The organism is Nocardia albiluteola, assembly GCF_018860155.1.
Taxonomy (GTDB): Bacteria; Actinomycetota; Actinomycetes; order Mycobacteriales; family Mycobacteriaceae; genus Nocardia; species Nocardia albiluteola.
This window is the reverse complement of sequence record NZ_JAHKNI010000027.1, coordinates 42,708-68,296: the sequence shown is the minus strand read 5'-3', so window position 1 is coordinate 68,296 and position 25,589 is coordinate 42,708. Positions and strand designations below refer to the sequence as shown.

Here is a 25,589-nt window from a genome sequence, read left to right as displayed (position 1 = left end):
GTGCGCCCGCATGAATCCGATGTGGCACGGTTACGTCTCGGTGTCGGCCGCCCTGCGTGTCCGGCACCGAGCAGTCCCGAAGGGCAGGATGATCGCATGACAGTCAGCAACGGATCCGGTAGGACATGACCAGCGTGGAATCGAACGGCAGCGGGGCCGATGCGCTTGCGACCCGGCGCGTCGAGGTGGTCATCGTCACGGGGCTCTCGGGTGCGGGCCGCGGCACGGCCGCCCGGGTGCTCGAGGATCTCGGCTGGTACGTCCTGGACAATCTGCCGCCCGAGATGATCGAGCGGATGATCGAGCTGGGCGTCTCCGCCGATCCGCCGATCCGGCAGCTGGCTCTGGTGATGGATGTGCGCAGCCGCTTCTTCACCGGCAACCTCTCGGCGGTCGCCGATCAGTTGCGGGCCGCGGGAGTGCGCACTCGGATCCTGTTCCTCGAGGCATCCGACGACGTGCTGATTCGCCGCTTCGGATTCGCGCGCCGTCGCCACCCGCTGCAGAGCGAGAGCGCCGACGGCACCCTCTCGGCCGGCATCGCGGCCGAGCGCTCCCGGCTCGACTCGGTGAAAACCGCGGCCGACCTGGTGATCGATACCACCGCGCTGTCGGTGCACCAGCTGCATCGCAAGCTGGAGGAGGCCTACGGCGGCGGCGCGCCGGCCGCGCTGCAGGTCACAATCCAGTCGTTCGGTTTCAAGTACGGAGTTCCACTCGACGCCGATATGGTGTTGGATTTGCGTTTCCTGCCCAACCCACATTGGGTACCGCAATTACGTGAGCACACGGGACAGGACGCGGTGGTCAGCGAGTACGTGCTGTCCCGGCCGGGCGCGCAGGACTATCTGCGGACCTGCCGCCACCTGATAGATCTGACGACCGACGGGTACCGCCAAGAGGGGAAGCGTTACATGACCGTGGCAGTGGGCTGCACGGGCGGTAAGCACCGCAGCGTGGCAGTGGCAGAGGCGCTGGGAGAGGCATTGGGAGAAGCGGGCGACGAGGTCGGTGTCGTTCGCGTGGTGCACCGGGATCTGGGGCGCGAATGAGTGCGGACGGGCAGGGTCCGGCACTGGTCGCCCTGGGCGGCGGGCACGGGCTCTATGCGACGCTGACCGCGGCGCGCCGGCTCACCTCGAATATCGCGGCGGTGGTGACGGTGGCCGACGACGGTGGCTCGTCCGGGCGGCTGCGTGCCGAGCTGGGCATGCTGCCGCCGGGCGATCTGCGGATGGCGCTGGCGGCGCTGGCGCAGGAGACCGACGGGCTGTGGGCCCGTGCGATGCAGCACCGCTTCGGCGGCACGGGCGCCCTGGCCGGGCATTCGGCGGGTAATCTCATCCTGGCCGCGCTGACCGAGGTGATCGGCGATCCGGTGGCCGCGCTGGACGCGGCGGGCGAGATGCTGCACTGCACCGGGCGGGTGCTGCCGATGTCCCCGGCCGCGCTGACCATCGAGGCCGACGTCTCGGGCCTGGAGGCCGATCCCCGGGTGAGCCGGTGCATCCGCGGGCAGGTGGCCGTCGCGACCACGCCGGGCAAGGTGCGCCGGGTGCGCCTGATACCGCAGGATCCGCCCGCGAGCCCGGAGGCGACCTCGGCCATCGAACACGCCGACGTCGTGGTGCTGGGCCCCGGATCGTGGTTCACCAGCGTGATTCCGCACGTGCTGGTGCCGGGTCTGCACGAGGCGCTGGTGCACACCCGTGCCCGAAAAATCCTGGTGCTCAACCTGGCCGCCGAGCCCGGGGAGACGGCCGGATTCTCCGCCGAGCGTCACTTGCATGTATTGTCCCAGCACGCACCGGATTTCGCGGTGGACCACGTGGTGGTGGATTCGGGGTCGGTACCCGAGGGTAGGGAACGCGAACATGTAGCAAGAGCTGCCGAACAGCTGCGTGCGCGAGTAACCTTCGCTGATGTTGCCGAGGCTGGAACGGACCGGCACCACCCCGGAAAGCTAGCCGCCGCACTGGATCAGATGATCCGGCTGCCACGGCCGGAATCAGCAGGACTTCGAGTCGAAGGACGGCACATGGGCCAGGATGTGCGGTCCGCGTTGGGTGGAAAGGAGCGGGTCTCGTGGCGATGACAGCCGAGGTGAAGGACGAGTTGAGCCGTCTGTCCGTCTCGCAGGTCTCATCTCGCAAGGCGGAACTGTCGGCGCTACTCCGGTTCGCGGGCGGTCTGCACATCGTCGGTGGCCGGGTGATCGTCGAGGCCGAGGTGGACATGGGTTCCATCGCGCGCCGCCTCCGCCGGGAGATATTCGAGCTGTACGGCTACGGCTCCGACGTGCATGTGCTGGGCGCCGGCGGGTTGCGCAAGACCTCGCGGTACGTGGTGCGGGTGTCCAAGGAGGGCGAGGCGCTGGCGCGCCAGACCGGCCTGCTGGACGTGCGCGGGCGCCCCGTGCGCGGCCTGCCCGCCCAGGTCGTCGGAGGCAGCATCGCCGATGCCGAGGCGGCGTGGCGCGGCGCCTTCCTCGCGCATGGCTCGCTCACCGAGCCGGGCCGCTCCTCCGCGCTCGAGGTCAGCTGCCCGGGCCCCGAGGCCGCGCTGGCCCTGGTCGGTGCGGCCCGGCGGATGGGTATCTCCGCCAAGGCTCGCGAGGTACGCGGCACCGACCGCGTGGTGGTTCGCGACGGCGAGGCAATCGGCGCGCTGCTCACCCGGATGGGCGCCCAGGACACGCGGCTGACCTGGGAGGAGCGGCGGATGCGCCGCGAGGTCCGGGCCACGGCCAACCGGCTGGCCAATTTCGACGATGCCAACCTGCGCCGTTCCGCGCGCGCCGCGGTCGCCGCGGCCGCCCGGGTCGAGCGCGCGCTGGAGATCCTGGGCGACGACGTGCCCGATCATCTGGCCGCCGCGGGCAAGCTGCGGGTGGAGCATCGGCAGGCCTCGCTCGAGGAGCTGGGGCAGCTCGCCGATCCGCCGATGACCAAAGACGCTGTCGCGGGTCGCATCCGCCGCCTGCTGTCGATGGCGGACCGGCGGGCCAAGGAGCTGGGTATCCCCGACACCGAATCCGCGGTCACCGCCGAACTGCTCGAGGACGCGTGAGGTCGCGGGTGGCACTTGGCGTCAGCCCCCGCTGACGCGAGCCGCTCGTCCCGATCCGGTCGACCCGGCAATCGCCGCAGCACGAGTTTCCGCGCTGCGGCGATTGCACGTCCGGCCACTCGGGCGGCGATCGGGAGAATGCGACCGACCGGTAGGTGCGGCGTGAATTGCCTTGCGCCACGGTAACTTTGGTGTGGCGTGCGGCGCCCGATTCGGGTAGTTTGTGGCGATAGATCATGTTGTACCCCTGGGGCGACGGGGTTGCGCCCGAGGATCTGCTGGGCTGCGCGCAGGCGGGATGGTACCCAACGGACCTCACCGCGACCAGGGGCCTGTCTGTGACGTAATGGCAGGGCATTAGGGTGGACTGGCAACGGAAAATGAATCCGCGGGAAAGCTGAGGAGCGATAACGTGACTGTCCGGGTAGGGATCAACGGCTTCGGCCGTATCGGACGTAACTTCTTCAGGGCGGTCGAGGCGCAGAAGGCGCTCGGCACCACGGACATCGAGATCGTGGCGGTGAACGATCTCACCGACAATGCCACGCTGGCGACCCTGCTCAAGTACGACTCGGTCTTGGGTCGCCTGCCCCAGGATGTCTCGCTCGACGGCGACGACACCATCGTGGTCGGCGATCAGCGCATCAAGGCGCTGGCGATCAAGGAGGGCCCGTCGGCGCTGCCGTGGGGCGACCTGGGCGTGGATGTGGTCGTGGAATCGACCGGCATCTTCACCGATGGCGCCAAGGCGAAGGGCCACCTCGCCGCCGGCGCCAAGAAGGTGATCATCTCCGCGCCCGCCAAGGACGAGGACATCACCATCGTGATGGGCGTCAACGACGACAAGTACGACGGCAGCCAGAACATCATCTCCAATGCCTCGTGCACCACGAACTGCCTGGGCCCGCTGGCCAAGGTCCTCAACGACGAGTTCGGCATCGTCAAGGGCCTGATGACCACGATCCACGCGTACACCCAGGACCAGAACCTCCAGGACGGCCCGCACAAGGATCTGCGCCGTGCGCGCGCCGCCGCGCTGAACATCGTGCCGACCGGCACCGGCGCCGCCAAGGCCATCGGCCTGGTGCTGCCCGAGCTGAACGGCAAGCTGGACGGCTACTCGCTGCGCGTCCCGGTCCCCACCGGCTCGATCACCGACCTGACCGCGGACCTGGCCAAGAAGGCGACGGTCGAGGAGATCAACGCGGCGTTCAAGGCCGCCGCCGAGGGCCCGCTGAAGGGCATCCTGAAGTACAACGTCGACCCGATCGTGTCCAGCGACATCGTCACCGACCCGCACTCGTCGATCTTCGACGCCCCGCTGACCAAGGTCATCGACGATCAGGTGAAGGTCTACTCCTGGTACGACAACGAGTGGGGCTACTCCAACCGCCTTGCCGATCTCATCGGCCTCGTCGGCAAGTCGCTCTAATCGGCATGACGGTTAAGACACTTCAGGATCTCCTGAACGAGGGTGTCGAGGGTCGGGGCGTGCTGGTGCGCTCCGACCTGAACGTCCCCCTGGACAACGGCGTCATCACCGACCCGGGCCGTATCATCGCCTCGGCGCCGACGATCAAGGCGCTGGCCGAGGCCGGCGCCAAGGTGGTCGTGACCGCGCATCTGGGCCGCCCCAAGGGCGAGCCGGATCCGGCGCTGTCGCTGGCGCCGGTCGCCGCCAGGCTCGCCGAGGAGCTGGGCCGCAACGTCCAGCTCGCCGGCGACGTGGTCGGCCAGGACGCGCTGGCACGGTCGGAGGGCCTGACCGACGGCGACGTGATGCTGCTCGAGAACATCCGCTTCGATCCCCGCGAGACCAGCAAGGACGACGCCGAGCGCGCAAAGCTGGCCCGCGCGCTGGTCGAACTGGTCGGCGACGACGGCGCGTTCGTCTCCGACGGCTTCGGCGTGGTGCATCGCAAGCAGGCCTCGGTCTACGACGTGGCCGAGGTGCTGCCGCACTATGCGGGCACCCTGGTCGCGGCCGAGGTCGAGGTGCTGCGCAAGCTCACCACCGCCACCGAGCGGCCGTACGCGGTCGTGCTCGGCGGCTCGAAGGTCTCGGACAAGCTGGCCGTCATCGAGGCGCTGGCGCCGAAGGTCGACACGCTGGTCATCGGCGGCGGTATGTGCTTCACCTTCCTTGCCGCGCAGGGCCTTCCGGTGGGCACGTCGCTGCTGCAGCCGGAGATGGTGGCCACCTGCCAGGATCTGCTGGACCGCTTCGCCGACGTGATCCACCTGCCGGTGGACATCGTTGCGGCGTCCGGGTTCTCGGCCGATGCGGATTCGAAGATCGTGCCCGCGAACGAGATTCCGGACGGCTGGATGGGCCTGGACATCGGCCCGAAGTCGGTGCGGCGCTTCGCGGCGCTGCTCACCGAGGCGAAGACGGTGTTCTGGAATGGCCCGATGGGCGTGTTCGAGTTCGAGAACTTCGCCGCGGGTACCCGGGGCGTCGCGGAGGCGATCGTGACCGCGACCGGCAAGGGCGCGTTCACCGTGGTCGGCGGCGGCGATTCGGCCGCGGCGGTCCGCACGCTGGGCCTGCCCGAAAACGGTTTCTCGCACATCTCCACCGGCGGCGGCGCGTCGCTGGAATACCTGGAGGGCAAGGAACTTCCGGGCATCGCGGTACTGGAGGACTGAGCCGTGGCACGTAAACCGCTCATCGCGGGCAACTGGAAGATGAACCTCAATCACCTCGAGGCCATCGCCCTGGTGCAGAAGATCGCGTTCGCGCTGCCGGACAAGTACTTCGACAAGGTCGACGTCACGGTGATCCCGCCCTTCGTGGACCTGCGCAGCGTGCAGACCCTCATCGAGGGCGATCGGCTGCTGGTCACCTTCGGCGCGCAGGACGTCTCGGTGCACGAGTCGGGTGCGTACACCGGCGAGATCAGCGCCTCGATGCTGGCCAAGCTGGGCTGCACCTTCGTCGTGGTGGGGCATTCGGAGCGGCGGCAGTACCACAATGAGGACGACGCGACCGTGCTGGCCAAGGCCAAGCAGGCGCTGAAGCACGGCCTCACCCCGATCGTCTGCATCGGGGAGGGGCTGGGCGTGCGCGAGGCCGGCGAGCACGTGCCCTACTGCCTCGAGCAGCTGCGCGGATCGCTCAAGGGCCTGACGGCGGAGGAAATCTCGAAGGTCGTCATCGCCTACGAGCCGGTCTGGGCGATCGGCACGGGCCGCGTGGCCACCCCGGCCGACGCGCAGGAGGTGTGCGGCGTCATCCGCGGCGAGCTCATCGAGCTGGCCGGGGCGGAGGTCGCCGCGGGCGTGCGCGTGCTCTACGGCGGCTCGGTGAACGCCAAGAACGTCGGCGAGCTGGTCGCGCAGACCGATATCGACGGCGCCCTGGTCGGCGGTGCGTCCCTCAAGGGCGACGAATTCGCCACGCTGTCGGCGATCGCCGCGGGCGGCCCGCTGCCGTAAGCGGCTGTCCCGCAAGAGAAGTCGGTCCCGGTCGCACTGCGCGACCGGGATCGATCTCGTTGTCCGGCGGCGCGGGCCTCAGCGCGGTGCGGCTTGGCGCAGGGCCTGGGTGGCCTCCTTGCCCTGCTCGATGTTCCGCGAGGAGCAGCACAGCAGATCCACACCCGCACGGTCCGCGCTGGTGGCCCGATTTCCGGTGGATCCGTACGAGCCGAGGGCTCCCGCCTCGAGGGCATCGCTGATGATCAGCCCCCGGAAACCGAGTCGCTGGCGCAGGTGATTCTGCAGGATGATCGTCGACATGCCCGCCGGGTTGGCCGGATCCAAGGCGGGATACTTTGCCCAGGACGGCATGACCAGGGCGATACCGGCCTGGATGGCCCGCTGATACGGGAACATGTCCACGCTTGTCAGCTCGTTCGCGGGCCGATCGATCGTCACCGGGACCTCATCGGTATTCGCATTCGTCCCCGCCGCGCCCAGACCCGGAAAATGCTTGGCGCACGCCGACACCTTGCTGCCCTGCAGGGTGCTGATGTACGAGCCGGCACACGTCGCCACCACGGACGGATTGTTCGAGAAGCTGCGCCCGTAGTGGTCCGTGAAGTCCCCGGGAGTGCGGTAGACGTCGACGACCGGCGCGAGGTTGGTGTTCATCCCGGCCGCGGTGAGCACCCGCGCGGCCGTCGCCGCCTGATCGCGGGCCGCGGCCGACACGTCGGCGCTGGCACCGACCTGCTTGGCGGATTGCGCGGGACCACCGGGCAGGCGATTGACCTGGCCGCCCTCCTGGTCGACGGTGAGGATCAGCGGAGTCGGGGACGCTTTGCGGAACTCGGCGGCGACCCCGGCGATCTGCTGCACCGACGAAATATTGTCCGCGAAGAAGATCACGCCGCCGATCTGGCCCTTCGATGCGAGCGTCAGCAGTTCCGCCGGCGGTTGAGCGCCCGCGTACGAGTAGATGACGCGTCGTTCCGGGGGCAGCGCGCTCGCGTTCGCGGTGGCCATCGAGAGCGCGGTGACACCGAGTGCGGCGGCGGATGCGGACGTGATGAATCCGCGTCGGGTAATCGTTCGCATTACTGTCATGATATCCGCCCGACCCCGGCGAGCATCGAGACCGCCTCGGGGCGGGGGTGGGCGCGCCAGGTTTCCGGGCGCCAGGTCATCACGGAGGTCACCCCCGGCGGCACCAGTTCCAGTCCGTCGAAGAAGCGGGAGAACTCGGCCGTCGATCGCAGCTGGAAAGGAATTCCGCTGCGCTCGTTGGCCTCTCGGGTCTCGGTCAGATCCTCCTGGGTGAGGTGGTCGTTGGTCGCGTGGGTCATGACGAGGTAGCTGCCCGGAGCCAGCGCGCTGCACAACCGCCGCACCAGCTCGTGGGGACGATCGTCGTCGGTGAAGAAATGCATGATCGCCACCAGCATGAGCGCCACCGGCTTGCTCAGATCCAGGGTGGCCAGCAGGTCGGGATGGGACAGGATCTTCTCGGGGTCGCGGGCGTCGGCGTCGAGGTAGGCGGTGGCGCCCTCGGGGGCGCTGTCCAGGAGGGACCGGGCGTGGATCAGCACGATCGGGTCGTTGTCCACGTAGACGATGCGCGATTCGGGCGCGATGCCCTGCGCGATCTCGTGCACATTGCCCGCCGTGGGCAGTCCCGCGCCGATGTCGAGGAACTGCCGGATGCCGGCCTCCTCGGTCAGATGGGTCACCGCTCGGCGCAGGAACTTGCGGTTCTCCAGGGCCGCGAAGCGGATCGTCGGGAACGCCTCGGCGACCAACTCGGCCGATTCCCGGTCGGCCTCGTAGTTGTTCTCGCCACCCAGCCAGTAGTCGTAGCGACGCGCCGGATGCGGAGTAGTGACATCGATACCGTCCGGTGCGAATTCAGAGCCCACGACGTCCTCTTTCCTGTCGACTACTGTGATCATGTCAGCTCGGCTAGTGAACCGGTACACCCGGAAGGCTTCGTCATGCAGTTGCAGTACAGCCCATACGATTTCGACGTTCACAGTGACCCGTATCCGTACTACGAGCGGCTGCGTGAGCAGGCGCCGGTGTTCCGGAACGAGACGGACGACTTCTGGGCGTTGTCCCGGCACGGCGACGTGCTGGCCGCATTGCGGGATTCCGAGCGGTTCTCCAGCGCGAACGGGATGCGGATGGAGCCGGCGTTCTGGGGGCCGCAGGCGGAGCGGTTCTTCTCCTTCGTCGCGATGGATCCGCCCAAGCACACCCGGCTGCGCGGGCTGGTGATGCGGGCGTTCACCCAGCATCGGGTGCAGTCGCTCGAGCCGCGGCTGCGCGAGATCGCCCGCGGGCTGCTGGAACCGCTGCTCGAGCGCGGCAGCTTCGACCTGATGTCCGAATTCGCCGGGCCGTTTCCGACGGAGGTGATCTCCGAACTCGTGGGCGTGCCGCAGGCCGATCGCGATATGGTCCGCAAGCTCGGCATGGAGATTATGTACACCGAGGACGAGTCGACCGACCTACGGCCCGAGGCCATGCAGGCGGTCGGCGCGCTGGTGGGCTACTACACCGAGCTCACCATCGAGCGGGCACAGCGCCGCGGCGACGATCTGCTGTCAGGGCTGCTGGACGCCGCCGACGGTGGCGACCGGCTCACCCCCGAGGAGATCGTCGGCGTGTTGATCCTGCTGGTCGGCGCGGGCATCGAGACCGCGATGCTGACGCTGGGCAACGTGTGGCACGCCGCATGGCGGCATCCCGACCAGCGCCGCCTCGCGCTGGGGCCGGGGCCGGCGGACGCGCGCATCGAAGACTGGATCAACGAGGCCATGCGCTGGGACCCCACGGGCCAGACGATGCTGCGCACCACCACCGCCCCGACCGAGCTGCACGGCGTCGAGATTCCCGCCGGCGCGCGCATTCTGCTGGTCACCGGTTCGGCCAACCGCGACCCGGAGGTGTTCGCCCGTCCCGAGATGTTCGATCTGGACCGCGACACCGCCGACACCCTGGTCTTCGGCAGCGGCCGCCACCACTGCCTCGGCGCCAACCTGGGCCTGCTCGAGCTGCGCATCGCGCTGCAGGAGATCGTCTCGCGCACAGCCGATTTCGAGGTGGATGAGGCCGGGCTGCGCCGCATCCACTCCTCCAACAATCGCGGGTTCGCCGCACTCCCCACCACTCTCGTTCCGCGCTGAGGAAGTAGCCGACGCCGTCGGGAGCGACATATCGGCGCACAGCCCTCGAATGGAGGCCGAGTGGACCGACGACGAACCGATTCGGTCCTTCCTGGGGGCCACATACGACGCCAGCTGAGTGCTTACGTCACGACAAGTTTGGTGGCGGCGGTCTCGATGGTGTTGTCGTCCAACAGGACCGCGGCTGTGGCCGGGCTCGGCGGGACGACGCTGTCCTCGCACGCCACTGCCCCGGTGACCGGTGCGACCTCACATGGCGACTAGTTTGGTGGCCGCCGTCTCGATGGTGTTGTCGTCCAACAGAACTGCCGCCGTGGCCGGGCCCAGGGGGACGAAGCTGTCCTCGCTGGTGACGCGTGCGATCGCGCCGGTGAAGCCGCCGTCGAGCAGGGCGGCGCAGACCGGCTCGGAGACACCGCCGGTGCGGCGGGTCTCGTCGGCGATGAGCACGCGGCCGGTGGCGCGGGCGTGGCGGAGCAGGTCCTCGACCGGGAGCGGGGCGAGCCAGCGCAGGTCGAGCACCCTGGCGTGAATTCCTCGCTCGGACAGGCGATGTGCGGCGCGCAGGCTCATCAGGACGCCGTTGGCGAAGGTGACGATCGTGAGATCGGTTCCGTCGCCGTAGATTCGGGCGCGGCCGAGGTCGGCTGGTTCGGCGGTGGGGGTCGCGAGCCAGCCCTCGTCGCCGAGGGCATGCAGGTCGCGGGTGTGGTACAGCGCGATCGGCTCGAGGTAGAGGCACACTCGCCCGTCCACCCGGGCGGCGGAGACGCAGGTGCGCAGCATGCCCGCGGCGTCGTCGGCCCGGGCGGGGGAAGCGATCACCACGCCAGGGATATCCCGCACCGCGGCAACGGAATTGTCGTTGTGGAAGTGGCCGCCGAAGCCGCGCTGATAGGCGTACGACGCGATGCGGACCACCATCGGATTGCGGTACTGCCCGTCGGAGAAGAACGGCAGGGTCGCGGCCTCGCCCCGGATCTGATCCAGCGCGTTGTGGACGTAGGCGAGATACTGGATCTCGGGAATCGGCACGAATCCGGCCAGCGCGGCCCCCAGCGCGGTGCCGAGCACGCTCTGCTCGTCGAGCAGCGTATCGAACACCCGCCGCGCCCCGAACGCGCGCTGTAATCCCTTGGTGACCCCGTACACCCCGCCCTTGCGCCCGACGTCCTCACCGAACACCAGCACGTCCCCGTCCCGCTCGAGCAACTGGCCGAGGGTGTGATTGATGGCCTGCCCCAGCGTCATTCGCGGTGCCGCGGCCGAGTCTCGCATCGCTGATTCGGGTGATTTGTCAGCGGGGACCACCTCGGCGGCAGGTTGGTCGCCGGATCCCTCGCGGTGCGCGGAATTCAGGTCGGCGGGATCCAGGCGGCGGGTGTCTAAGATGCCGGTTTCGGTCGGCGGGGCCGGGTGGGGGAGTGGCCGAGTGCGCAGGGCGTCGGCCCGGATTCGGTCCGGATGGTGCGGCGCGAGGGTGGCGGTGACCGCGGCGGCCGTGGTGAGCTTCGGTTCGCGCTGGACCTGTTCGGCGATCTCGGCGACCTCGGCGGCAACGGCGTCATAGCGGGCGATGACCTCTGGCCCGGTCGCCGCGCCCGCGGCGACCAGAAGGCGGCCGGTGGCGGTCACCGGGTCGCGGCGCAGGTCCTCGTCGATGTCGGCGGCGCGGCGGTAGGCCGATTCCACATCGGATCCGGCGTGGCCCAGCAGGCGGGTCGTGCGCAGCCGCAGGAACGCCGGGAGGCGGTTCTCCCGCACCCAGCGCGCGGCGGCATCGCAGACGCTCAGTGTCTCCAGGAGATCGGTGCCGTCGACCTCGAAATACCGGAGCCCGGGCCGCGATCCGTAGGCCTGCTGGATCCAGTCCGGGGGTGTGCGGACACTGATGCCGATCCCGTTGTCCTCGCAGACGAACAGCACCGGCATCGGCACCTGCTGGTGCGCGGTGTGCACGGCGGTATTGATCGCCCCGACGGCGGTGGAATGGTTGGCCGAGGCATCCCCGAAGGTGCACAGGATCACCGAATCCGATGGCCAGGCGGTGAATCGGCCCAGTCGGGTGGCCCGGTCCAGCGCGAATGCCAGCCCGACCGCGCGGGGGAGATGGGAGGCGATCGTGGAGGTCTGAGGGATGACGGCGGCGGGCGCGCTGCCGAAAACCTTGTGGCGCCCACCGGATATCGGATCGGTGGCCGCGGCGACCACACCGAGCAGCACGTCGCGAATCGGATCCAGCCCGGGCACCCGGCGGCAGCGGCGCACGAAGAAGGCACCCGAACGATAGTGCAGCAGTGCGGGATCGGTGGGCGCCAGCACCTCGGCCAGCGCGACATTGCCTTCGTGCCCGGACGATCCGATGCTGTAGTACCCCTGCCCGGCCGCGGTGAGCCGCCGTGCGGCCAGATCCAGATGCCGGCTGGCGACCTGCGCGTCGAACAACTCCAGCACGTCGGCGGCGGAATATCGGCTACCGGGCACCACGGGCTCGGTTGCGGCGCGGGCGGATCCGGGGCGGATGGCGGACACAGCGGCGCGGAACCGCCGATCGAGTTCAGCTTCCCGTTCGTTGATCACGTGTCCATGCTGCCTCTCGCCGCGGCTCCGGGTGGGCGTTTCTGCCGCGCGCTCGAGCGGGCCCGGCGCCTCCCGGTGTTCCGGTTCGAGGTTGGCGCGGGCGGTTGTATCCGGGTGCGCTCGATCCGCGTGGCTGAGCGCGGCCGCGGCTCACTCCGCGCGGAGTACGAGTCCGGTGTTGTTCGACGAATTACGGATGGTGAGGGTGTCCGAATCGACCGTGGCCTCGGTCGCGCCGTTCAGGGCCTCGAGGACTTGCCGTTCGACGTCCATGACGTCCGGCGCGCACACCATCCGGGTCGTGCCCAGTTGGAATGTCACCTGTGAACCGTCGATCTGGGCGGTGCCGGTCATCCGGTTGCAGCCCGCGCTGCCGAAGACCTGGCCGTCGGGGGCGATCGTGAGAGTCGGGAGCGCGGTCTCGAGGGTCTGTGAGCGGACCTGGCCGCTCGGGCGCAGCAAGGTCGTCACCACCCAGGTAGTGCGGGTGAGCGGGAGATCTGGCCGCAGGACCTGCTTGTCCGTCAGCGTCACTCTGGTGCCGTTGCCCGAGAGGGTCAGGGTGCTGCCGCTGAGCTTCCAGGTCGGTGCGGATTGCAGCAGCCCGGTCTGCCAGGCATCCGCGCCGGACTTGGCGGCTGCGCAGGCCATCATCGTGCTCGCCATTCCCGACACCCGGAGCACGGAGCCGTCGAACGAGACGGGGCCGGTGCTGGTGTTGCAGCCGGAATCGGCGGATACCCGCCCGTCGGCGAAGGTGAGCGTGAGTGGCCCACCGCCGGGAATCTGGGTGCCGGTGACGGCGGTGGAGATGTAGGTGTGTCCCATCGGCGTCGGCCCGGGCCCCGTGGTCGCCCGGCCGGAGCAGGCGGCGGCCAGTCCGGCGGCGACCAGTACGGGGACCAATCGCAGCAGTGCGGGCATGCGAGCGATGGTACCGGTGCTCATCGTTGCGGCCGGGTAGCCGAGCCCGGGCGATTTCGGCCCCGTCGAGGGAGTCCCGACCGGTGGACCGCGGGTCGCCGCCCGGTTGGCGGACGCGCACGATCACCTGATGCGAGCTTTGCGCCAGGTAACGCATAAACTATCGGACATGCGCATGTTCCTGGATATCCTCCTGGTGATCACCAGCCTGCTGCTGGTGCTGCTGGTGCTGTTGCACCGGGCGAAGGGCGGAGGCCTGTCCAGCCTGTTCGGCGGCGGCGTGCAGTCCAGCCTGTCCGGATCGACCGTCGTGGAGAAGAACCTTGACCGCATCACCATCTTCACCGGCCTGGTCTGGGTCATCGCGATCCTCGGCATTGGCCTGGAGATCAAGTTCGGCTAGCGGGTCCGCGACACTACGAGGGTTCGCCGTTGGGCGGGCCCTCTCTCAATGTGTACCGGTTGCCGCGAGATCCGGCCGCGGCATGGAGTCCGCGGCCTTGATGGTCCGGAACCACACGGCGAATCCCCACACCACAAAGCCCGCGTAGGCGAGGTAGAGGGTGGCCGAGGGGTAATAGCCCGCCTTCAGCAGCAGCGGCACCCCCACCAGGTCGACCGCGATCCAGATCACCCAGAACTCCGCCAGCCCGCGCGCCATGCCGTAGGTTGCCAGCACCGATCCGGTGAAGATCCACGATTCGGACCACGGCCCGTACGAGCCGATCAGGGCGAACAGCTTTGCGAACCCGAGGGTGCCCACCGCCATCGCGACGACCAGCACCCAGCGCTCCCGGGTCGTGGCCCAGCGCGGGACCACGCCCCGATGCTCGAGCCCGGATTCGGTCCGCGCGTGCCGGTACCACCCCCACCAGCCATACGCGCTGACCGCGATGAACATCAGCTGCCGACCGGCCTGACCCGCCATGTTCAGGTGCTGCGGGGTGTGGAAGATGCCCCCGACGAAGACCGTGAACAGCAGCGCGTTGCCCACGATCCCGATCGGCCACGCCCAGACCCGCCGCCGCATGCCGCCGACCGCGGAGCCGACGCCGAATACATTGCCGATGATCTCGCGCCACAGGATCTGCGAATGCGCGATGGTCAGCTTGGCGTCGAGCAGCGCGAAGACAGGATTCACCTCAGCTGTAACCGTAGCCATTGGGACGAGCATTCCCTATTGGGCTGCCTCTCCTGCTGGACCGGCGCTCTCACCGCGGCGGCAGTAGCCGTCTCACATCTCGCCGGCCTGAGTCTTCATGAAGGAGGCGAGCACGCTGAAGTTGTGCTCCTTGCACCACTCCTCACGGTTGCCGATCACATAGAACCTTCGCTTCGCGCGGGACACCGCGACATTGAGCAGATTCGGCTTGGCCGCGGCCCACTGGCGGGCGCCACCCTTGTGCGGTGGGGTTCCCAGGACGAGGATGACGACATCGGATTCCTGTCCCTGCACGGTATGGACGGTGCCGACGTTGTCGTTGGCGAAAGAGTGGCCGATGGTTTGCCGGGCAACGGTTTTCGCGCCTCGCACCACGTCGCGAAACGGGCTGATCACCCGAATGCTGTTGGCGGGCAGTCCCATACCGTTGCGGAGCATATCGAGTAGATGGTGCAGTTGCCGTCCCTCTGCGTGGACCCAGTTGCCGTCGGCATCGTTGGACCTGATGTCGAACCAGATGTCGTCATCGACGAACGGCTGACGGTCGGGCGTACCGAAGACCATGAGGTCGCCCCCGTACGCGATGCGGTTCGAGACCTCGAACATCGGCCGGTCGCACCGGCGATGCACGCGCAGTGGCGCGCCGACCCAGAACCGGCCGTCGCCTTCGGGCTCGGCGAGCATCGTGCCGAAGCGGGCCAGCCGATCGGACACCCGCTGCACGGACGTCGAGTCCGGCAGCCACTGGTGATCCACGCGATGGTGCTCGAGCAGCGCCCGCTGGGCACTGACCGGAAGCGTGACGACGGGCTCGAGCTGTTGGGGGTCCCCGACAATGACCGCGCGGCGGGTTCGCCAGAGCCCTCCGACCGCCTGCTGCGGTGTGGCCTGGCCCGCCTCGTCGATGAACAACCACCCCAAGGACTCCGAGGTCAGATCGGCAAACAGCCGCGGGAGCGATGCGAATGTCGTGGAAACCATCGGGACGACGAGAAACAGCGCCTGCCACGCCGCGAGGACAACCTCGGTCGCGGGAGTGTTGCGAACCTTGTTGCCGATCAACGTCATTGCCGCACCCAGATTGCTGCGCAGTGGGCCGGCCGCATTGAGGGCGAACGCCTTGTGCAGGGTGAGCGCCTGGAGGAAGAGTTTCTGCCTGGCCGCGGTGAATTCCTCGTCGGACCAGGCGTTGAGCAACTGGAAGCGGTCCTCGTCGGCGATCGCTTCCCCGAAAGGGACTGTGGTCGGCCAGTTCTCGCGTGCTTCGTCGATCAGATCGGCATGACGGCGTGCGTCGGCCACTGCGGCCCGATGGTCCTGCACGCAGCGGCGGCCGGTCTCGGCGGCGGTGCTCCAGCCCGCGGTGCATCGGGCAACCTCCGCCTCGCAGAGGCTCAGCTTCTCCCTGGCGGCGCTGTGTGTGTCGGCGAGTTCTTCGCTGCGCCTGCTCCACGTCCGTCCGGCCCGGAACAGCGTGGACAGCAAGATCCAGAATCCGGGACGGCTCTGATTATGTAACGAGATGTCGTCCGTGCACTGCTCCAGCGCGTGGGAGGCGGCGTCGCGGGTGTCCGTCGCGATCCGATGCTGTTCGCGCCATCGGCTGTGTTCGATGTCGGCCGCGTCGATGGCGCTCTGCGCCTCGCGAATCGCGGCCTCCAACCGGGGGAGCTCCGCGACAGCGTCCGCGACGACCTGCCGTTCGGCCGCGAGGCGGTGTACCTCGGCGCGGGCGTCCCTGAATTCACGGACCGCCGTCGCCCAGTCCGGCGGTGCGTCGACTCCGTTCGCTGCACGTTGCAGGACACGCAGCATTCCCTCGTCGTCGGAGACGGGTTGCTCCTGCTCACCTGAGGACGGTTGCCGTTCCTGGCGCGGATCGTCGCCGAACCAGAATCTGCTGATGAACTGCCTACGTTTGCCCATATTGCCCAGGACGGCGGCCGCGAGGCCCCAGGCGTCACCGTTGCGCATGCGGGTGGCGATTTCCGTGAAATAGTCGATCGCCACGGCCTCCGCCCTGGCTCCGGCCACCGCGGCGAGTGCCGGAATCTCGGCCGTGACGTTCTCGGCGGCCTTGTTGCCCGCGGTTGCCAGCAGGATCTCGAACCCGGTCAGTTCGGGGCGCAGGCCGCGCACGGACCAGCCGCGGTCCTCCTGATAGTCGATCTGTCCCAGCCGGTCGGTGAACGCGTTGCGCGGGTGGTCCAGCTCAGCGAGCCGTTCGGCGCGTTGCACGACGAGACCGGCCAGGGCATCACGCAACATGGTCGTCTTGCCGGTGCCGGGCGGTCCGTTGACGGCGAAAATGCCAGCGGTGCCGCCGATTTCGGTCATCATACGGTTGACCGCGAACTGCTGGCCGAGCACGAGCGGTCTGCTGAGGGCGCCGGGCCATCGCCCGCCGGGGAACATCGTGGGGGCAACGCCGCTGAGGATCGCGTCACGATTTGTGCGGACATCCACCCGCTGTGAGTCGGCGATGGTGTCGGACAAATAGTCCCGCAGTGCGGCGCCGATGGTGCCGGCGCGGACGGCGGACTCGACCCGCTCGAGATCCTCGGCGATGTAGCTGTTGAGAAACGTGTGGTCGCCGCCGCCGTCGTCATCCGCATAGCGGGTGGCGATCTGGCGACATTGCACGCGGACCCCCTGGACACCGAGATTTTCCGTGATCTCGAGCCCGTCGCCGAGCTGTTTCACGAAGTCGTGAAGGTCGTGTGTGGTGAAGCGGTAACGAGTGGGAGCTGCCGGTGCTCCGGCCTCGGCGTCACCGGAATCCTCTTGGGCCGGTTTGCGTTCCAAGACCTTTTCGACGAAGGCGCCCGCCGCCTTACCGGCGATCCCGCCGACGATCGGCCCGCCGACCGCCGTCGCCCCCGCGGTTGCCGCGGCCGTCGCGGCGGCGCCCGCCCCCTTGATCAGGGCCTCCGCGGCTCCCGCACGGCCCCGCTCGGCCACCGCCGCGCCCGCGCGGGACAACGGGCCGGGACCGGGATCCGAATTCGTGGTGGAAGGCACCGCCAGCTTGTCGACTGCATCGGAAAATTCGGCGGCATCCTTTCCGAAGCCGTGTAGCCAGCCGCGCGCATTCGGTCCGGGATCTCGAAGGCGGCTCATCGCCCAGGCGCATGCGGACAGGACCGACGAGTCCGCCACCACTGTGCCCTGGGCATCGAGCGTGAATGCGAACATCGCGGTGGGGCCGGCCCGTCGTCCGTCGGGCTGAACACCGTCGTCGCCGAACACCCGGGCGAGCTCGACGCATACGTTCTGGACATCAAAGATTCCGCCGTACACGGTAAACCGCCAGGTCTTGTCCTCCGGCAGCGGCATTTCTCGATGGATCCAATGATCTTCGTGCCACGGCGGAACATCATCGTCCGGCATGTCGAGAACGAACGGGCTCGAGGGCCGGTTCGTTCGCGGGCTGGGCGCGGGCACCTCTTGCGGGCTGAACATCTCGATGGATTGCCAGAATCGCACCAATTGCGCAGCATGTTCGGGCCCCCGCATACCGTCCTCCCCCGATCGTCGGCGGTGATCGCTGAACGAAAGTTCAGACTACGCCCGGGATCCGCATGATCAAAGCGCCGTTGATCGGGACCGGGACGGTAGGGCGCTCTCTGCTCAGCCGAGGCGGGGTACGCGGCCGTCGATGTCGGTGAAGCCGTAGGCATCGGCGAGATCGCGCACCCGCCAGGCCTTTCCGGTCCGGGCGCGGCGGTCGGGGTCGGTGGCGAGCGCGACGACGGCGCGGCCGGGAAAGCGGGGAGTCTCGGCCTCGTTCAGGTCGAAGGTGCCTTCGCCGGGCAGGGTGATCAGGCGGCGGCCGTCGGCGTCGGGTGGAACCATTTGCAGCAGTTCGGTATTGACGATGCCGGGCCACAGCGAGACCGCGGTGACGCCGGTGTCGGCGAGATCGTGGGCCATATCGGCGGTGAGTCGGTCGACCGCGCACTTCGCGACGCCGTACACGGTGTTGTGGGTGAAGTGTTCCGCGCCGGGGGAGGAGATGCTCACGATCAGGCCGCCGGACTCGATCAGTGCGGGAGCGGCGAAAACGCTTGCCACGTAATGGGATCGGACGCCGATGTCGAAACTCTCGTCCCAGGCCTCCGGCGGCACCTCCCAGAACGGGCGGCCGAGCCAGCGCGCGGAGGCCGGTGCGTTGTAGACGTTGTTCACCAGCACATCCAGGCGTCCGTGGTCGGCGCGGATCTGCTCGAACAGGCCCCGCACGGCATCGTCGTCGCGGTGGTCGCACACGTACGGCACCCCCACACCGCCGAGCTCGGCGATCTCCTCGGCGGTCTGCGCGACGGTGCCGGGCAGGCGGCCCGGGCTCGCGGTGCGGCCGGTGATGTACACCGTCGCGCCGGCCGCGCCCAGTTCCAGCGCGATGCCCTTGCCGATGCCCCGGCTGGCGCCGGTGACGACCGCGACCTTGCCGGAAAGTGTTCCGCTCATAGTTTCGGGACACTACCTTGGAATGAGAACATGTTCTAGTAATGAATGGAGGCGGCGTGGAGCCAACACATCGGTTCGTGCAGACCAACGGCATCTCGATGCATATCGCCGAGCAGGGCGAGGGGCTTCCCGTGATCTTTTGTCACGGATTCCCGCACGGCTGGTTCGTCTGGCATCGGCAGCTGGCCGTGCTGGCCGCGGCCGGATATCACGCCATCGCCCCCGATCTGCGCGGATACGGCCGCACCGAGGCGCCCGAGGGCGTCGAGGCGCACACCAACCGCGAGGTGATCGCCGACCTGCTGGGCCTGCTCGACGAATTGGGTGCCGAGCGAGCGGTTTTCGTGGGCCTGGACTTCGGAGCGCAGCTGGTGTGGGAGCTGGCACTGCGCGCGCCCGAGCGGGTCGAGGCGGTCTTCGTGCTGAACAATCCGTATGCCCCGCGCCCGCCCAAGGCGCCCTCGGCGTTCTGGACCCGAGCCGCCGAGCGGCATTTCCTCCATCTGTCGTACTTTCAGACGCCCGGGGTGGCGGACGCCGAACTCGCTGCGCGCCCGAGGGAATTCCTGGCCCGTGTCTACTATTCGCTCAGTGGCGACTACCACTACCTGGACACCTGGAAGAACCCGCCGGGCCTGGGCTATCTCGACGTGCTGCCGCAGGCCCCCGAGCTGCCCTGGAAGTGGCTGACCGAGGGTGAATTCGAAATTCTGGCAACGGAATTCGAGCGCACCGGATTCACCGGTGGCCTGAACTGGTATCGGGCCCTGGACCGCAACTGGGAACTGACCGCGGAGCTGCCGACGGTCGTGGAGGTGCCCGCCTACTTCCTGTACGGCGAAAACGACCCGGACATGGAGGGTTTCAGCGGCCGCGACCCACTGGCCACGCTGAGTGCCAACGTCCGCGATCTGCGCGCGGTCGAAAAGGTCGAGGGTGCAGGGCATCTGGTGCATCTGGAGCGTACGGGCGCGGTGAACGAGTTCCTCCTGACGCATCTGGCCGAGCTCTCGCCGGTCGGCCGGCGCTGACCGGTTCGGCGGGACTCAACGCGACAGGCCCAGCAGGGCCGCGGTCAGGCCGAAATCCAGGCCGAGGTCCTGCACGTCTCCGGTGCGGCAACCGTCGGCCCGCATCTGGATGCGCTCGCAGAAGGTGGTGATGATCTCGCCGGAGAAGAACGCACCGAGCACCACGTGCCCGCGGGCATGGCCGCCCGGCCGGTCGACGACACCGTCGAGGTTCTCCAGTAACAGCGGCAGGACGTCGGTGATCTCGGTGACGCCGGCGGCATTCGCGCGGAGCTGTTCCGCGACGGTGATCAGTCCGGTCAGGGCCGAGGTGAGGCGGTCGCGGTACTGGTAGAAGGCGGTTCCCGTACCGCTCAGCACCGCCTCGAGTTGGTCGAGGGTGGCCTGCAATCCCGGTGATTGCTCGGCCAGTAATTCGATCATCCGGCTGATCTGATTGCTGAATTCCCGCACCCAGCGGTCGTTTCCGGCCAACGTCGTCGTCAGCTCGTCCAGCGTGACGATGATGTGCGAGATCGCATCCCGGTCCGCGGCGCCGGTCCGCAGGGCGCCCGTCAGCGCCGCGAGGGTGTCGTGGATCTGCTTGCCCCGGCCGTCGAGCATCCGGGACAGCAGGTCGGCGTCCAGCGGGCCCGCGGTGCCGCCGGGGCGAGGACGCAATGCGGCGGTGAATTGGTCGATCGTCTTCAGGAGGGTGTCCAGTTCGACGGGGCTGCGGGTCCGGTCCAGCGGAAGGTAGGCATCGGCGGGCAGTTCGGGTCCGCCGGTGTATCGCGGGGTCAGCTCGATGTGCCGGTCGGTCACGATCGAGGGGGAAATCAGTGCGGCGGTGACGTTCTGCGGGAGTTGCACGCCGCCGTCAACGGTGATGTGCACCTCGGCGTAGGTGTCGTGTGGGACGATTCGATCGACGCGGCCCACCCGGATGCCCAGTACGGTCACGGGATTTCCTTCGAACATGCCTGTGATACTTCGGAATTCGGCCGTGATGTGGGTGGCGCCGGATCGTGACGACATCGAACAGCCGCCCGTCGTGAGCGTGAGGACTCCGAGCAGCAGGAGCGCGCCGACCCGAACCGGATGTCTCATCGCCCCGCTCCTCATCCCCGAGACAAAGCACCGAGTTTTGTGTCGATGCTTCACTAGAAGGGTGCCGCCATGGCGGGGCTTCCCGCAGCGAAAACGGTGAAACCGGCTATCGGAAATCCGCGAGCGCATAGAGACTCCGGCCCGGCCGCACGTATGCGGCCGGGCCGGAGGAGGGAATATGTGCGGTTTCGGTCCCGGTCAGCGGGGGAGATCGGCGGCGGCGGGCTCGTCCAGCAGCCACGTCGTGGACTCGGTGCCGATCGCGCCCGCCGACGGAATATCCACGGGCGCCGCGCCATTGAGCGCCGCGGCGACGGCCGCGGCCTTGGCCTCGCCGCCGACGACCAGCACCACGTGCCGGGTGCGGCGCACCGCCGGCAGGGTCAGGGTGATCCGGACCGGCGGCGGCTTGGGCGAATTCGTCACCGCCACCACCAGCTCGTGCTCCTCACGGACCGCATCGGTATGCGGGAACAGCGAATTGATGTGCCCCTCACCGCCCATGCCGAGCAGGTGCAGATCGAACGAGCCGTGCTCGGCGAGGTGGGCGTGCACTGCGGCGGAGTACTCCGCGGCGGCCTCGACCGGGTCCGGATATTCGCCGTCCGAGGCGGCCATCGGATGCACCCGCGACGGATCCAGCGGCACGTGATCCAGCAGCGCCTGGCGGGCCTGCAGGTCGTTGCGGTCGCCGTCGTCCGCCGGAACGAACCGGTCGTCGCCCCAGAACACATCCAGTCGCGACCAGTCGATGCCCCCGGGTGACTTGCGCACCATCTCCAGCAGCCCGATGCCGGTGCCCCCGCCGGTCAGCACCACCGACGCCGACCCACGCTCGGACTGCGCCTTCGTCACCACGGCGACGAAGTGCGCCGCCGCCGCGGCCACCAGATCCGCTGTGCCGGAATGCACCTCGACGTTCGGCTGGTTCATGAGTCACCTTTCGTCCGCTGATTCGGTTGTGCGATGCCGCTTTCGGCGATTCGGCTCGAGGATGCGAAACGGCCTGCGCGGGTACCGATTCGGATTCCGCGCAGGCCGCATGCGATCGAGCCTATTCGTAGGTCACCTTCGCGATGCCCGCGAGCGCCTCGGCGTAGACGTCGTCCGCGTCCAGGCGGCGCAGCTCCTCGGAGAGGCAGTCGGTGGTTTCGCGGCGGGCCAGGGCGAAGCGCTGATCGGGTTCCCCGGTGCGGGTGAGCGTCGCGGTGCGGCCGGTCTGCGGCCGGGTGATCCCGACCGAGACCGACGGCCGGTGCAGCTCCACCTTCAACTCGCCCGTGCGCCGGACCACCGGACAGCCCAGGCGCGAGGCCAGCCAGCCTGCCAGGATGTCGAGGGCGGGCTCTTCCCGCAGCCCCGAGACCGTCACCGACTGGACCGGCTCGAACGGCGGCTCGTCCAGGGCCGCGGCCAGCAGCGCCCGCCAGTAGGTGACCCGGCTCCAGGCCAGATCCGAATCCCCGGCCGCGTACGACTCGAGCCGCTTCTTGATCGCGGCCTGCGGATCGGGAGCGAAGGTGGCATCGGTGATGCGGCGAATCGCCAAGCGCCCCACCGAATCCTGCGACGGGAACTGCGGGGCGCCACGCGGCCACCACGCCACCACGGGCGTATCGGCCAGCAGGAACGGGATCACCATGCTGGACTCGTGATTGACCAGCTCGCCCTGCAGCCGCAGCACGATCACCTCGGCCGCACCCGCGTCGCCGCCGACGCGGATCTGCGCGTCCAGCTTCGTCTCGGCGAACCGGTCGCCACGCGCCAGCACTATCACCCGGCAGGGGTGCTCGCGGCTGGCGTCGTTGGCCGCGGCGATCGCATCTTCGGCCTCGGAGCTGTCCAGCGTGCACACCACCAGCGTGAGGACCCGTCCGACGGTGACCACGCCACTGGACTCGCGCAGCGACACCAGGCGCTTGTTGACCGCCTGGGTGGTGGTCTCGGGCATATCGACGATCACGGCCGCCGCCATTCCCGCCCGCTGCGCGCGAGCATCTCGTCGGCCGAGTCCGGACCCCAGGTACCGGATTCGTACGGTTCGGGTTTACCGCTGGCGGCCCAGTGCTCGAGCACGGGATCGAGGATGCGCCAGGACAATTCGACCTCCTCGTTGACCGGGAACAGCGACGGCACCCCGAGCAGCATGTCCAGTATCAGCCGCTCGTACGCCTCGGGGGAGGATTCGGTGAACGCCTCGCCGTAGCTGAAATCCATGTTGACGTCGCGGACCTCCATGCTGGACCCGGGCACCTTGGACCCGAATCGCAGCGTGATGCCCTCGTCCGGCTGCACCCGCACCACCAGTGCGTTCTGCCCGAGTTCCTCGGTCATGGTCTGGTCGAACGGCAGATGCGGCGCACGCTTGAACATCACCGCGATCTCGGTCACCCTGCGGCCCAGGCGTTTTCCGGTGCGCAGGTAGAACGGGACGCCCGCCCAGCGGCGGGTCTCCACGTTGACGGTGATCGCCGCGTACGTCTCGGTGCTGGACTGCGGGTCGAAGCCCTCCTCGTCCAGCAGCCCGACGACGTGCTCGCTGCCCTGCCAGCCCTCGGCGTATTGGCCGCGGGCGGTGGTCTCGTCGAGCGGTTCGACCAGCTTGGCCGCCTGCAGCACCTTGATCTTCTCGATCTGGAGCTGGCGCGGGTTGAAGTTGATCGGATCCTCCATCGCCGTCAGCGCCATGAGCTGCAGCAGATGGTTCTGGATGACGTCGCGCGCGGCGCCGATGCCGTCGTAATAGCCCGCGCGCCCGCCCAATCCGATGTCCTCGGCCATCGTGATCTGGACGTGGTCGACGTAGTTGGAGTTCCAGATCGGCTCGAACATCTCGTTGGCGAAGCGCAGCGCCAACAGGTTCTGGACCGTCTCCTTGCCCAGGTAGTGGTCGATCCGGAAGACCGTCTCCTCCGGGAACACCTCGTTGACCAGGGCGTTGAGCTCCTTGGCGCTGGCCAGATCGTGCCCGAACGGCTTCTCGATCACCACTCGCCGCCAGGGTTTGGGCTTACCCGGGCCCGGATCGGCCGGTTTGGCCAGGCCCGTGCGCGAGAGCTGCTTGAGCACCTGCGGGAAGGCGTTGGGCGGAATCGATAGGTAGAAGGCGTGATTGCCGCCGGTGCCGCGCTCGGTGTCGAGCTGTTTGAGCGTGGCGGCGAGCTGGGAGAAGGCCGCGTCGTCCTCGAAGGTGCCCTGCACGAAGCGGATGCCCTCGGACAGCTGCTCCCAGACCTCCTGGCGGAACGGCGTGCGGGAGTGGTCCTTGACCGCCTCGAGGACGACCTGCGCGAAGTCCTCGTCCTTGTAGTCCCGGCGCGCGAAACCGACCAGCGCGAAACCGGGCGGCAGCAGCCCCCGGTTCGCGAGGTCGTAGATCGCGGGCATGAGCTTCTTGCGCGAGAGATCCCCGGTCACACCGAAGATCACCATGCTGCACGGGCCTGCGATCCGGGGTAACCGCTTGTCGCGCTCCTCGCGCAGCGGATTCACCGGGACGGCCGCTGTCTCGTCTCCGGCCATATCGGTTACTTGCCCCCGGTGAGTTCGGCCGTGGTAGCGGTGAGCAGTTCTTCCCAGGACTTCTCGAACTTGTCCACGCCCTCGCGCTCGAGCACGTCGAAGACGTCGCTCAGGTCGATGCCGACGGCGGTGAGCTGGTCGAACACATCCTGGGCGGCCGCGCCCGTGCCGGAGACCTTGTCGCCCTCGAGGGGACCGTGGTCGGCGAAGGCCTGCATGGTCTTCTCCGGCAGCGTGTTCACCGTGTTGGGAGCCACGAGCTCGGTGATGTACATGGTGTCCGGGTAGTCGGGATTCTTCACACCGGTGGAGGCCCACAGCGGACGCTGCTTGGTCGCGCCGCCGGAGGCGGCCAGGCCGGCGAACGTGGAGGTGTGCTGGCCGCCGTCGAAGACGTCCTGGTATGCGACGTAGGCCAGGCGGGCGTTGGCGATGCCGGCCTTGCCGCGCAGCTCCAGGGCCTCGGGGGTGCCGATGGCCTCGAGCCGCTTGTCGATCTCGGTGTCCACGCGGGAGACGAAGAACGAAGCGACCGAATGGATTCGGGCCAGATCGTGCCCGGCGATCTTCGCGTTGCGCAGACCGTCCAGGTAGGCGCCCATCACCGCGCGGTAGCGCTCGACCGAGAAGATCAGCGTCACGTTCACGCTGATGCCCTCGGAGATGACCTTGGTGATGGCGGGCAGGCCCGCCTCGGTCGCCGGGATCTTGATCAGCAGGTTCGGCCGGTCGACGATCTTCCACAGCTCGATCGCCTGCGCGACCGTCTTGTCGGTGTCGAAGGCGAAGCGCGGGTCGACCTCGATGGAGACCCGGCCGTCGACACCGCCGGTGCGCTCGAACGTCTCGGTGAAGATGTCGCAGGCCGAGCGGACGTCGTCGGTGGTGATGGTGCGGATCGCCGAGTCGACGTCCGCGCCGCGCGCGGCGAGCTCCTTGATCTGCTCGTCATACGCGGTGCCCTTGCTCAGGGCGCCCTGGAAGATCGTCGGGTTGGTGGTCACGCCGACCACGCTGCGGGTGGCGATCAGGTCGGCGAGGTTGCCGGACCGGATGCGGTCCCGCGACAGATCGTCGAGCCATACCGATACTCCCGCCGCGGACAGTGCCGCGAGGTTTTCGTTCTGTGCCATA

Annotated in this window: 21 protein-coding genes; 9 read left to right on the top strand and 12 right to left on the bottom strand. The window is 68.5% G+C overall.

Annotated elements, in window-relative coordinates; genetic code table 11:
- The first annotated feature begins 125 nt into the window (after window positions 1-125).
- The 6 genes from rapZ (at window position 126) to tpiA (ending at window position 6,507) form a co-directional block, all read left to right on the top strand.
- Window positions 126-1,052, top strand: a complete 927-nt coding sequence (gene rapZ / locus KO481_RS41340) for an RNase adapter RapZ (RefSeq protein WP_215924028.1) — start codon at window positions 126-128, stop codon at window positions 1,050-1,052.
- The gene (locus KO481_RS41335) at window positions 1,049-2,095 is read left to right on the top strand and encodes a gluconeogenesis factor YvcK family protein (protein WP_215924027.1); all 1,047 of its coding nucleotides are present in this window, start codon (window positions 1,049-1,051) and stop codon (window positions 2,093-2,095) included. The genes rapZ and KO481_RS41335 overlap by 4 nt, the downstream gene beginning before the upstream one ends.
- Entirely contained in the window at window positions 2,092-3,069 is a 978-nt protein-coding gene (gene whiA / locus KO481_RS41330; RefSeq protein ID WP_215924045.1) for a DNA-binding protein WhiA, read from the top strand. The genes KO481_RS41335 and whiA overlap by 4 nt, the downstream gene beginning before the upstream one ends.
- 412 nt (window positions 3,070-3,481) lie before the next feature.
- On the top strand, window positions 3,482-4,501 hold the full coding sequence (gene gap / locus KO481_RS41325; RefSeq protein ID WP_215924026.1) for a type I glyceraldehyde-3-phosphate dehydrogenase: 1,020 nt from the start codon (window positions 3,482-3,484) through the stop codon (window positions 4,499-4,501).
- 5 nt (window positions 4,502-4,506) lie between these two features.
- Window positions 4,507-5,718 (top strand): phosphoglycerate kinase, encoded by a 1,212-nt coding sequence (locus KO481_RS43805; RefSeq protein WP_245402261.1) that lies wholly within the window; start codon window positions 4,507-4,509, stop codon window positions 5,716-5,718.
- A 3-nt stretch (window positions 5,719-5,721) separates the two neighbouring features.
- Window positions 5,722-6,507 (top strand): triose-phosphate isomerase, encoded by a 786-nt coding sequence (gene tpiA / locus KO481_RS43800; protein WP_308166984.1) that lies wholly within the window; start codon window positions 5,722-5,724, stop codon window positions 6,505-6,507.
- A 78-nt stretch (window positions 6,508-6,585) separates the two neighbouring features.
- Here tpiA and KO481_RS41315 read toward each other — a convergent pair whose 3' ends face one another.
- Both KO481_RS41315 and KO481_RS41310 read right to left on the bottom strand, forming a co-directional pair.
- Window positions 6,586-7,590 carry a glycoside hydrolase family 3 N-terminal domain-containing protein gene (locus KO481_RS41315; protein ID WP_245402260.1) on the bottom strand — a complete coding sequence of 335 codons (1,005 nt, stop codon included), beginning with the start codon at window positions 7,588-7,590 and terminating at the stop codon, window positions 6,586-6,588.
- Between the two features lie 5 nt (window positions 7,591-7,595).
- Complete coding sequence (locus KO481_RS41310) at window positions 7,596-8,441, bottom strand: SAM-dependent methyltransferase (protein ID WP_215924025.1); 846 nt, start codon at window positions 8,439-8,441, stop codon at window positions 7,596-7,598.
- A 42-nt stretch (window positions 8,442-8,483) separates the two neighbouring features.
- On the opposite strand from KO481_RS41310, the gene KO481_RS41305 reads away from it, so the two are divergent.
- Window positions 8,484-9,677, top strand: coding sequence for a cytochrome P450 (locus tag KO481_RS41305; RefSeq protein WP_215924024.1), 1,194 nt, complete (start codon window positions 8,484-8,486; stop codon window positions 9,675-9,677).
- 249 nt (window positions 9,678-9,926) lie between these two features.
- Here the strand turns inward: KO481_RS41305 and KO481_RS41300 are convergent, their stop codons facing one another.
- Window positions 9,927-12,257 carry a thiamine pyrophosphate-dependent enzyme gene (locus tag KO481_RS41300; RefSeq protein ID WP_308166983.1) on the bottom strand — a complete coding sequence of 777 codons (2,331 nt, stop codon included), beginning with the start codon at window positions 12,255-12,257 and terminating at the stop codon, window positions 9,927-9,929.
- Window positions 12,258-12,407: 150 nt separating this feature from the next.
- The gene (locus KO481_RS41295; RefSeq protein WP_215924023.1) at window positions 12,408-13,181 is read right to left on the bottom strand and encodes an META domain-containing protein; all 774 of its coding nucleotides are present in this window, start codon (window positions 13,179-13,181) and stop codon (window positions 12,408-12,410) included.
- 169 nt (window positions 13,182-13,350) lie between these two features.
- On the opposite strand from KO481_RS41295, the gene secG reads away from it, so the two are divergent.
- Window positions 13,351-13,584: a preprotein translocase subunit SecG gene (secG, locus tag KO481_RS41290; RefSeq protein ID WP_215924022.1), complete on the top strand. Its 234-nt coding sequence runs from the start codon at window positions 13,351-13,353 to the stop codon at window positions 13,582-13,584.
- A 45-nt stretch (window positions 13,585-13,629) separates the two neighbouring features.
- Here secG and pnuC read toward each other — a convergent pair whose 3' ends face one another.
- The 3 genes from pnuC to KO481_RS41275 form a co-directional block, all read right to left on the bottom strand.
- Window positions 13,630-14,322, bottom strand: coding sequence for a nicotinamide riboside transporter PnuC (pnuC, locus tag KO481_RS41285; RefSeq protein WP_215924042.1), 693 nt, complete (start codon window positions 14,320-14,322; stop codon window positions 13,630-13,632).
- 93 nt (window positions 14,323-14,415) lie between these two features.
- A complete protein-coding gene (locus KO481_RS41280) occupies window positions 14,416-17,859 on the bottom strand; it encodes a DEAD/DEAH box helicase (RefSeq protein WP_215924021.1) in 3,444 nt (1,147 codons plus the stop codon).
- Between the two features lie 114 nt (window positions 17,860-17,973).
- Window positions 17,974-18,813 (bottom strand): SDR family NAD(P)-dependent oxidoreductase, encoded by an 840-nt coding sequence (locus tag KO481_RS41275; RefSeq protein WP_215924020.1) that lies wholly within the window; start codon window positions 18,811-18,813, stop codon window positions 17,974-17,976.
- 41 nt (window positions 18,814-18,854) lie between these two features.
- On the opposite strand from KO481_RS41275, the gene KO481_RS41270 reads away from it, so the two are divergent.
- Entirely contained in the window at window positions 18,855-19,844 is a 990-nt protein-coding gene (locus tag KO481_RS41270) for an alpha/beta fold hydrolase (RefSeq protein ID WP_215924019.1), read from the top strand.
- A gap of 15 nt (window positions 19,845-19,859) precedes the next feature.
- Here the strand turns inward: KO481_RS41270 and KO481_RS41265 are convergent, their stop codons facing one another.
- From KO481_RS41265 to tal, 5 genes are all read right to left on the bottom strand, one after another.
- Complete coding sequence (locus KO481_RS41265; RefSeq protein WP_215924018.1) at window positions 19,860-20,933, bottom strand: MCE family protein; 1,074 nt, start codon at window positions 20,931-20,933, stop codon at window positions 19,860-19,862.
- Between the two features lie 198 nt (window positions 20,934-21,131).
- A complete protein-coding gene (gene pgl / locus KO481_RS41260; protein ID WP_215924017.1) occupies window positions 21,132-21,866 on the bottom strand; it encodes a 6-phosphogluconolactonase in 735 nt (244 codons plus the stop codon).
- Between the two features lie 121 nt (window positions 21,867-21,987).
- Window positions 21,988-22,896: a glucose-6-phosphate dehydrogenase assembly protein OpcA gene (gene opcA, locus KO481_RS41255; protein ID WP_215924016.1), complete on the bottom strand. Its 909-nt coding sequence runs from the start codon at window positions 22,894-22,896 to the stop codon at window positions 21,988-21,990.
- Entirely contained in the window at window positions 22,893-24,455 is a 1,563-nt protein-coding gene (gene zwf, locus KO481_RS41250; protein WP_215924015.1) for a glucose-6-phosphate dehydrogenase, read from the bottom strand. The genes opcA and zwf overlap by 4 nt, the downstream gene beginning before the upstream one ends.
- A 5-nt stretch (window positions 24,456-24,460) precedes the next feature.
- Complete coding sequence (gene tal, locus KO481_RS41245; RefSeq protein WP_215924014.1) at window positions 24,461-25,588, bottom strand: transaldolase; 1,128 nt, start codon at window positions 25,586-25,588, stop codon at window positions 24,461-24,463.
- Between the last annotated feature and the right edge of the window lies 1 nt (window position 25,589).

What these genes read in the sequence shown, in the direction of transcription:
- pgl (WP_215924017.1), bottom strand. Translation starts at nt 21,866, where the DNA reads ATGAACCAGCCGAACGTCGAGGTGCATTCCGGCACAGCGGATCTGGTG.
- whiA (WP_215924045.1), top strand. Translation starts at nt 2,092, where the DNA reads ATGACAGCCGAGGTGAAGGACGAGTTGAGCCGTCTGTCCGTCTCGCAG.
- KO481_RS41280 (WP_215924021.1), bottom strand. Translation starts at nt 17,859, where the DNA reads ATGCGGGGGCCCGAACATGCTGCGCAATTGGTGCGATTCTGGCAATCC.
- KO481_RS41335 (WP_215924027.1), top strand. Translation starts at nt 1,049, where the DNA reads ATGAGTGCGGACGGGCAGGGTCCGGCACTGGTCGCCCTGGGCGGCGGG.
- KO481_RS41315 (WP_245402260.1), bottom strand. Translation starts at nt 7,590, where the DNA reads ATGCGAACGATTACCCGACGCGGATTCATCACGTCCGCATCCGCCGCC.
- KO481_RS41270 (WP_215924019.1), top strand. Translation starts at nt 18,855, where the DNA reads ATGAATGGAGGCGGCGTGGAGCCAACACATCGGTTCGTGCAGACCAAC.
- tal (WP_215924014.1), bottom strand. Translation starts at nt 25,588, where the DNA reads ATGGCACAGAACGAAAACCTCGCGGCACTGTCCGCGGCGGGAGTATCG.
- KO481_RS41305 (WP_215924024.1), top strand. Translation starts at nt 8,484, where the DNA reads ATGCAGTTGCAGTACAGCCCATACGATTTCGACGTTCACAGTGACCCG.
- KO481_RS41275 (WP_215924020.1), bottom strand. Translation starts at nt 18,813, where the DNA reads ATGAGCGGAACACTTTCCGGCAAGGTCGCGGTCGTCACCGGCGCCAGC.
- KO481_RS43805 (WP_245402261.1), top strand. Translation starts at nt 4,507, where the DNA reads ATGACGGTTAAGACACTTCAGGATCTCCTGAACGAGGGTGTCGAGGGT.
- rapZ (WP_215924028.1), top strand. Translation starts at nt 126, where the DNA reads ATGACCAGCGTGGAATCGAACGGCAGCGGGGCCGATGCGCTTGCGACC.
- KO481_RS41295 (WP_215924023.1), bottom strand. Translation starts at nt 13,181, where the DNA reads ATGCCCGCACTGCTGCGATTGGTCCCCGTACTGGTCGCCGCCGGACTG.
- zwf (WP_215924015.1), bottom strand. Translation starts at nt 24,455, where the DNA reads ATGGCCGGAGACGAGACAGCGGCCGTCCCGGTGAATCCGCTGCGCGAG.
- secG (WP_215924022.1), top strand. Translation starts at nt 13,351, where the DNA reads ATGCGCATGTTCCTGGATATCCTCCTGGTGATCACCAGCCTGCTGCTG.
- KO481_RS41310 (WP_215924025.1), bottom strand. Translation starts at nt 8,441, where the DNA reads ATGATCACAGTAGTCGACAGGAAAGAGGACGTCGTGGGCTCTGAATTC.
- KO481_RS41265 (WP_215924018.1), bottom strand. Translation starts at nt 20,933, where the DNA reads ATGAGACATCCGGTTCGGGTCGGCGCGCTCCTGCTGCTCGGAGTCCTC.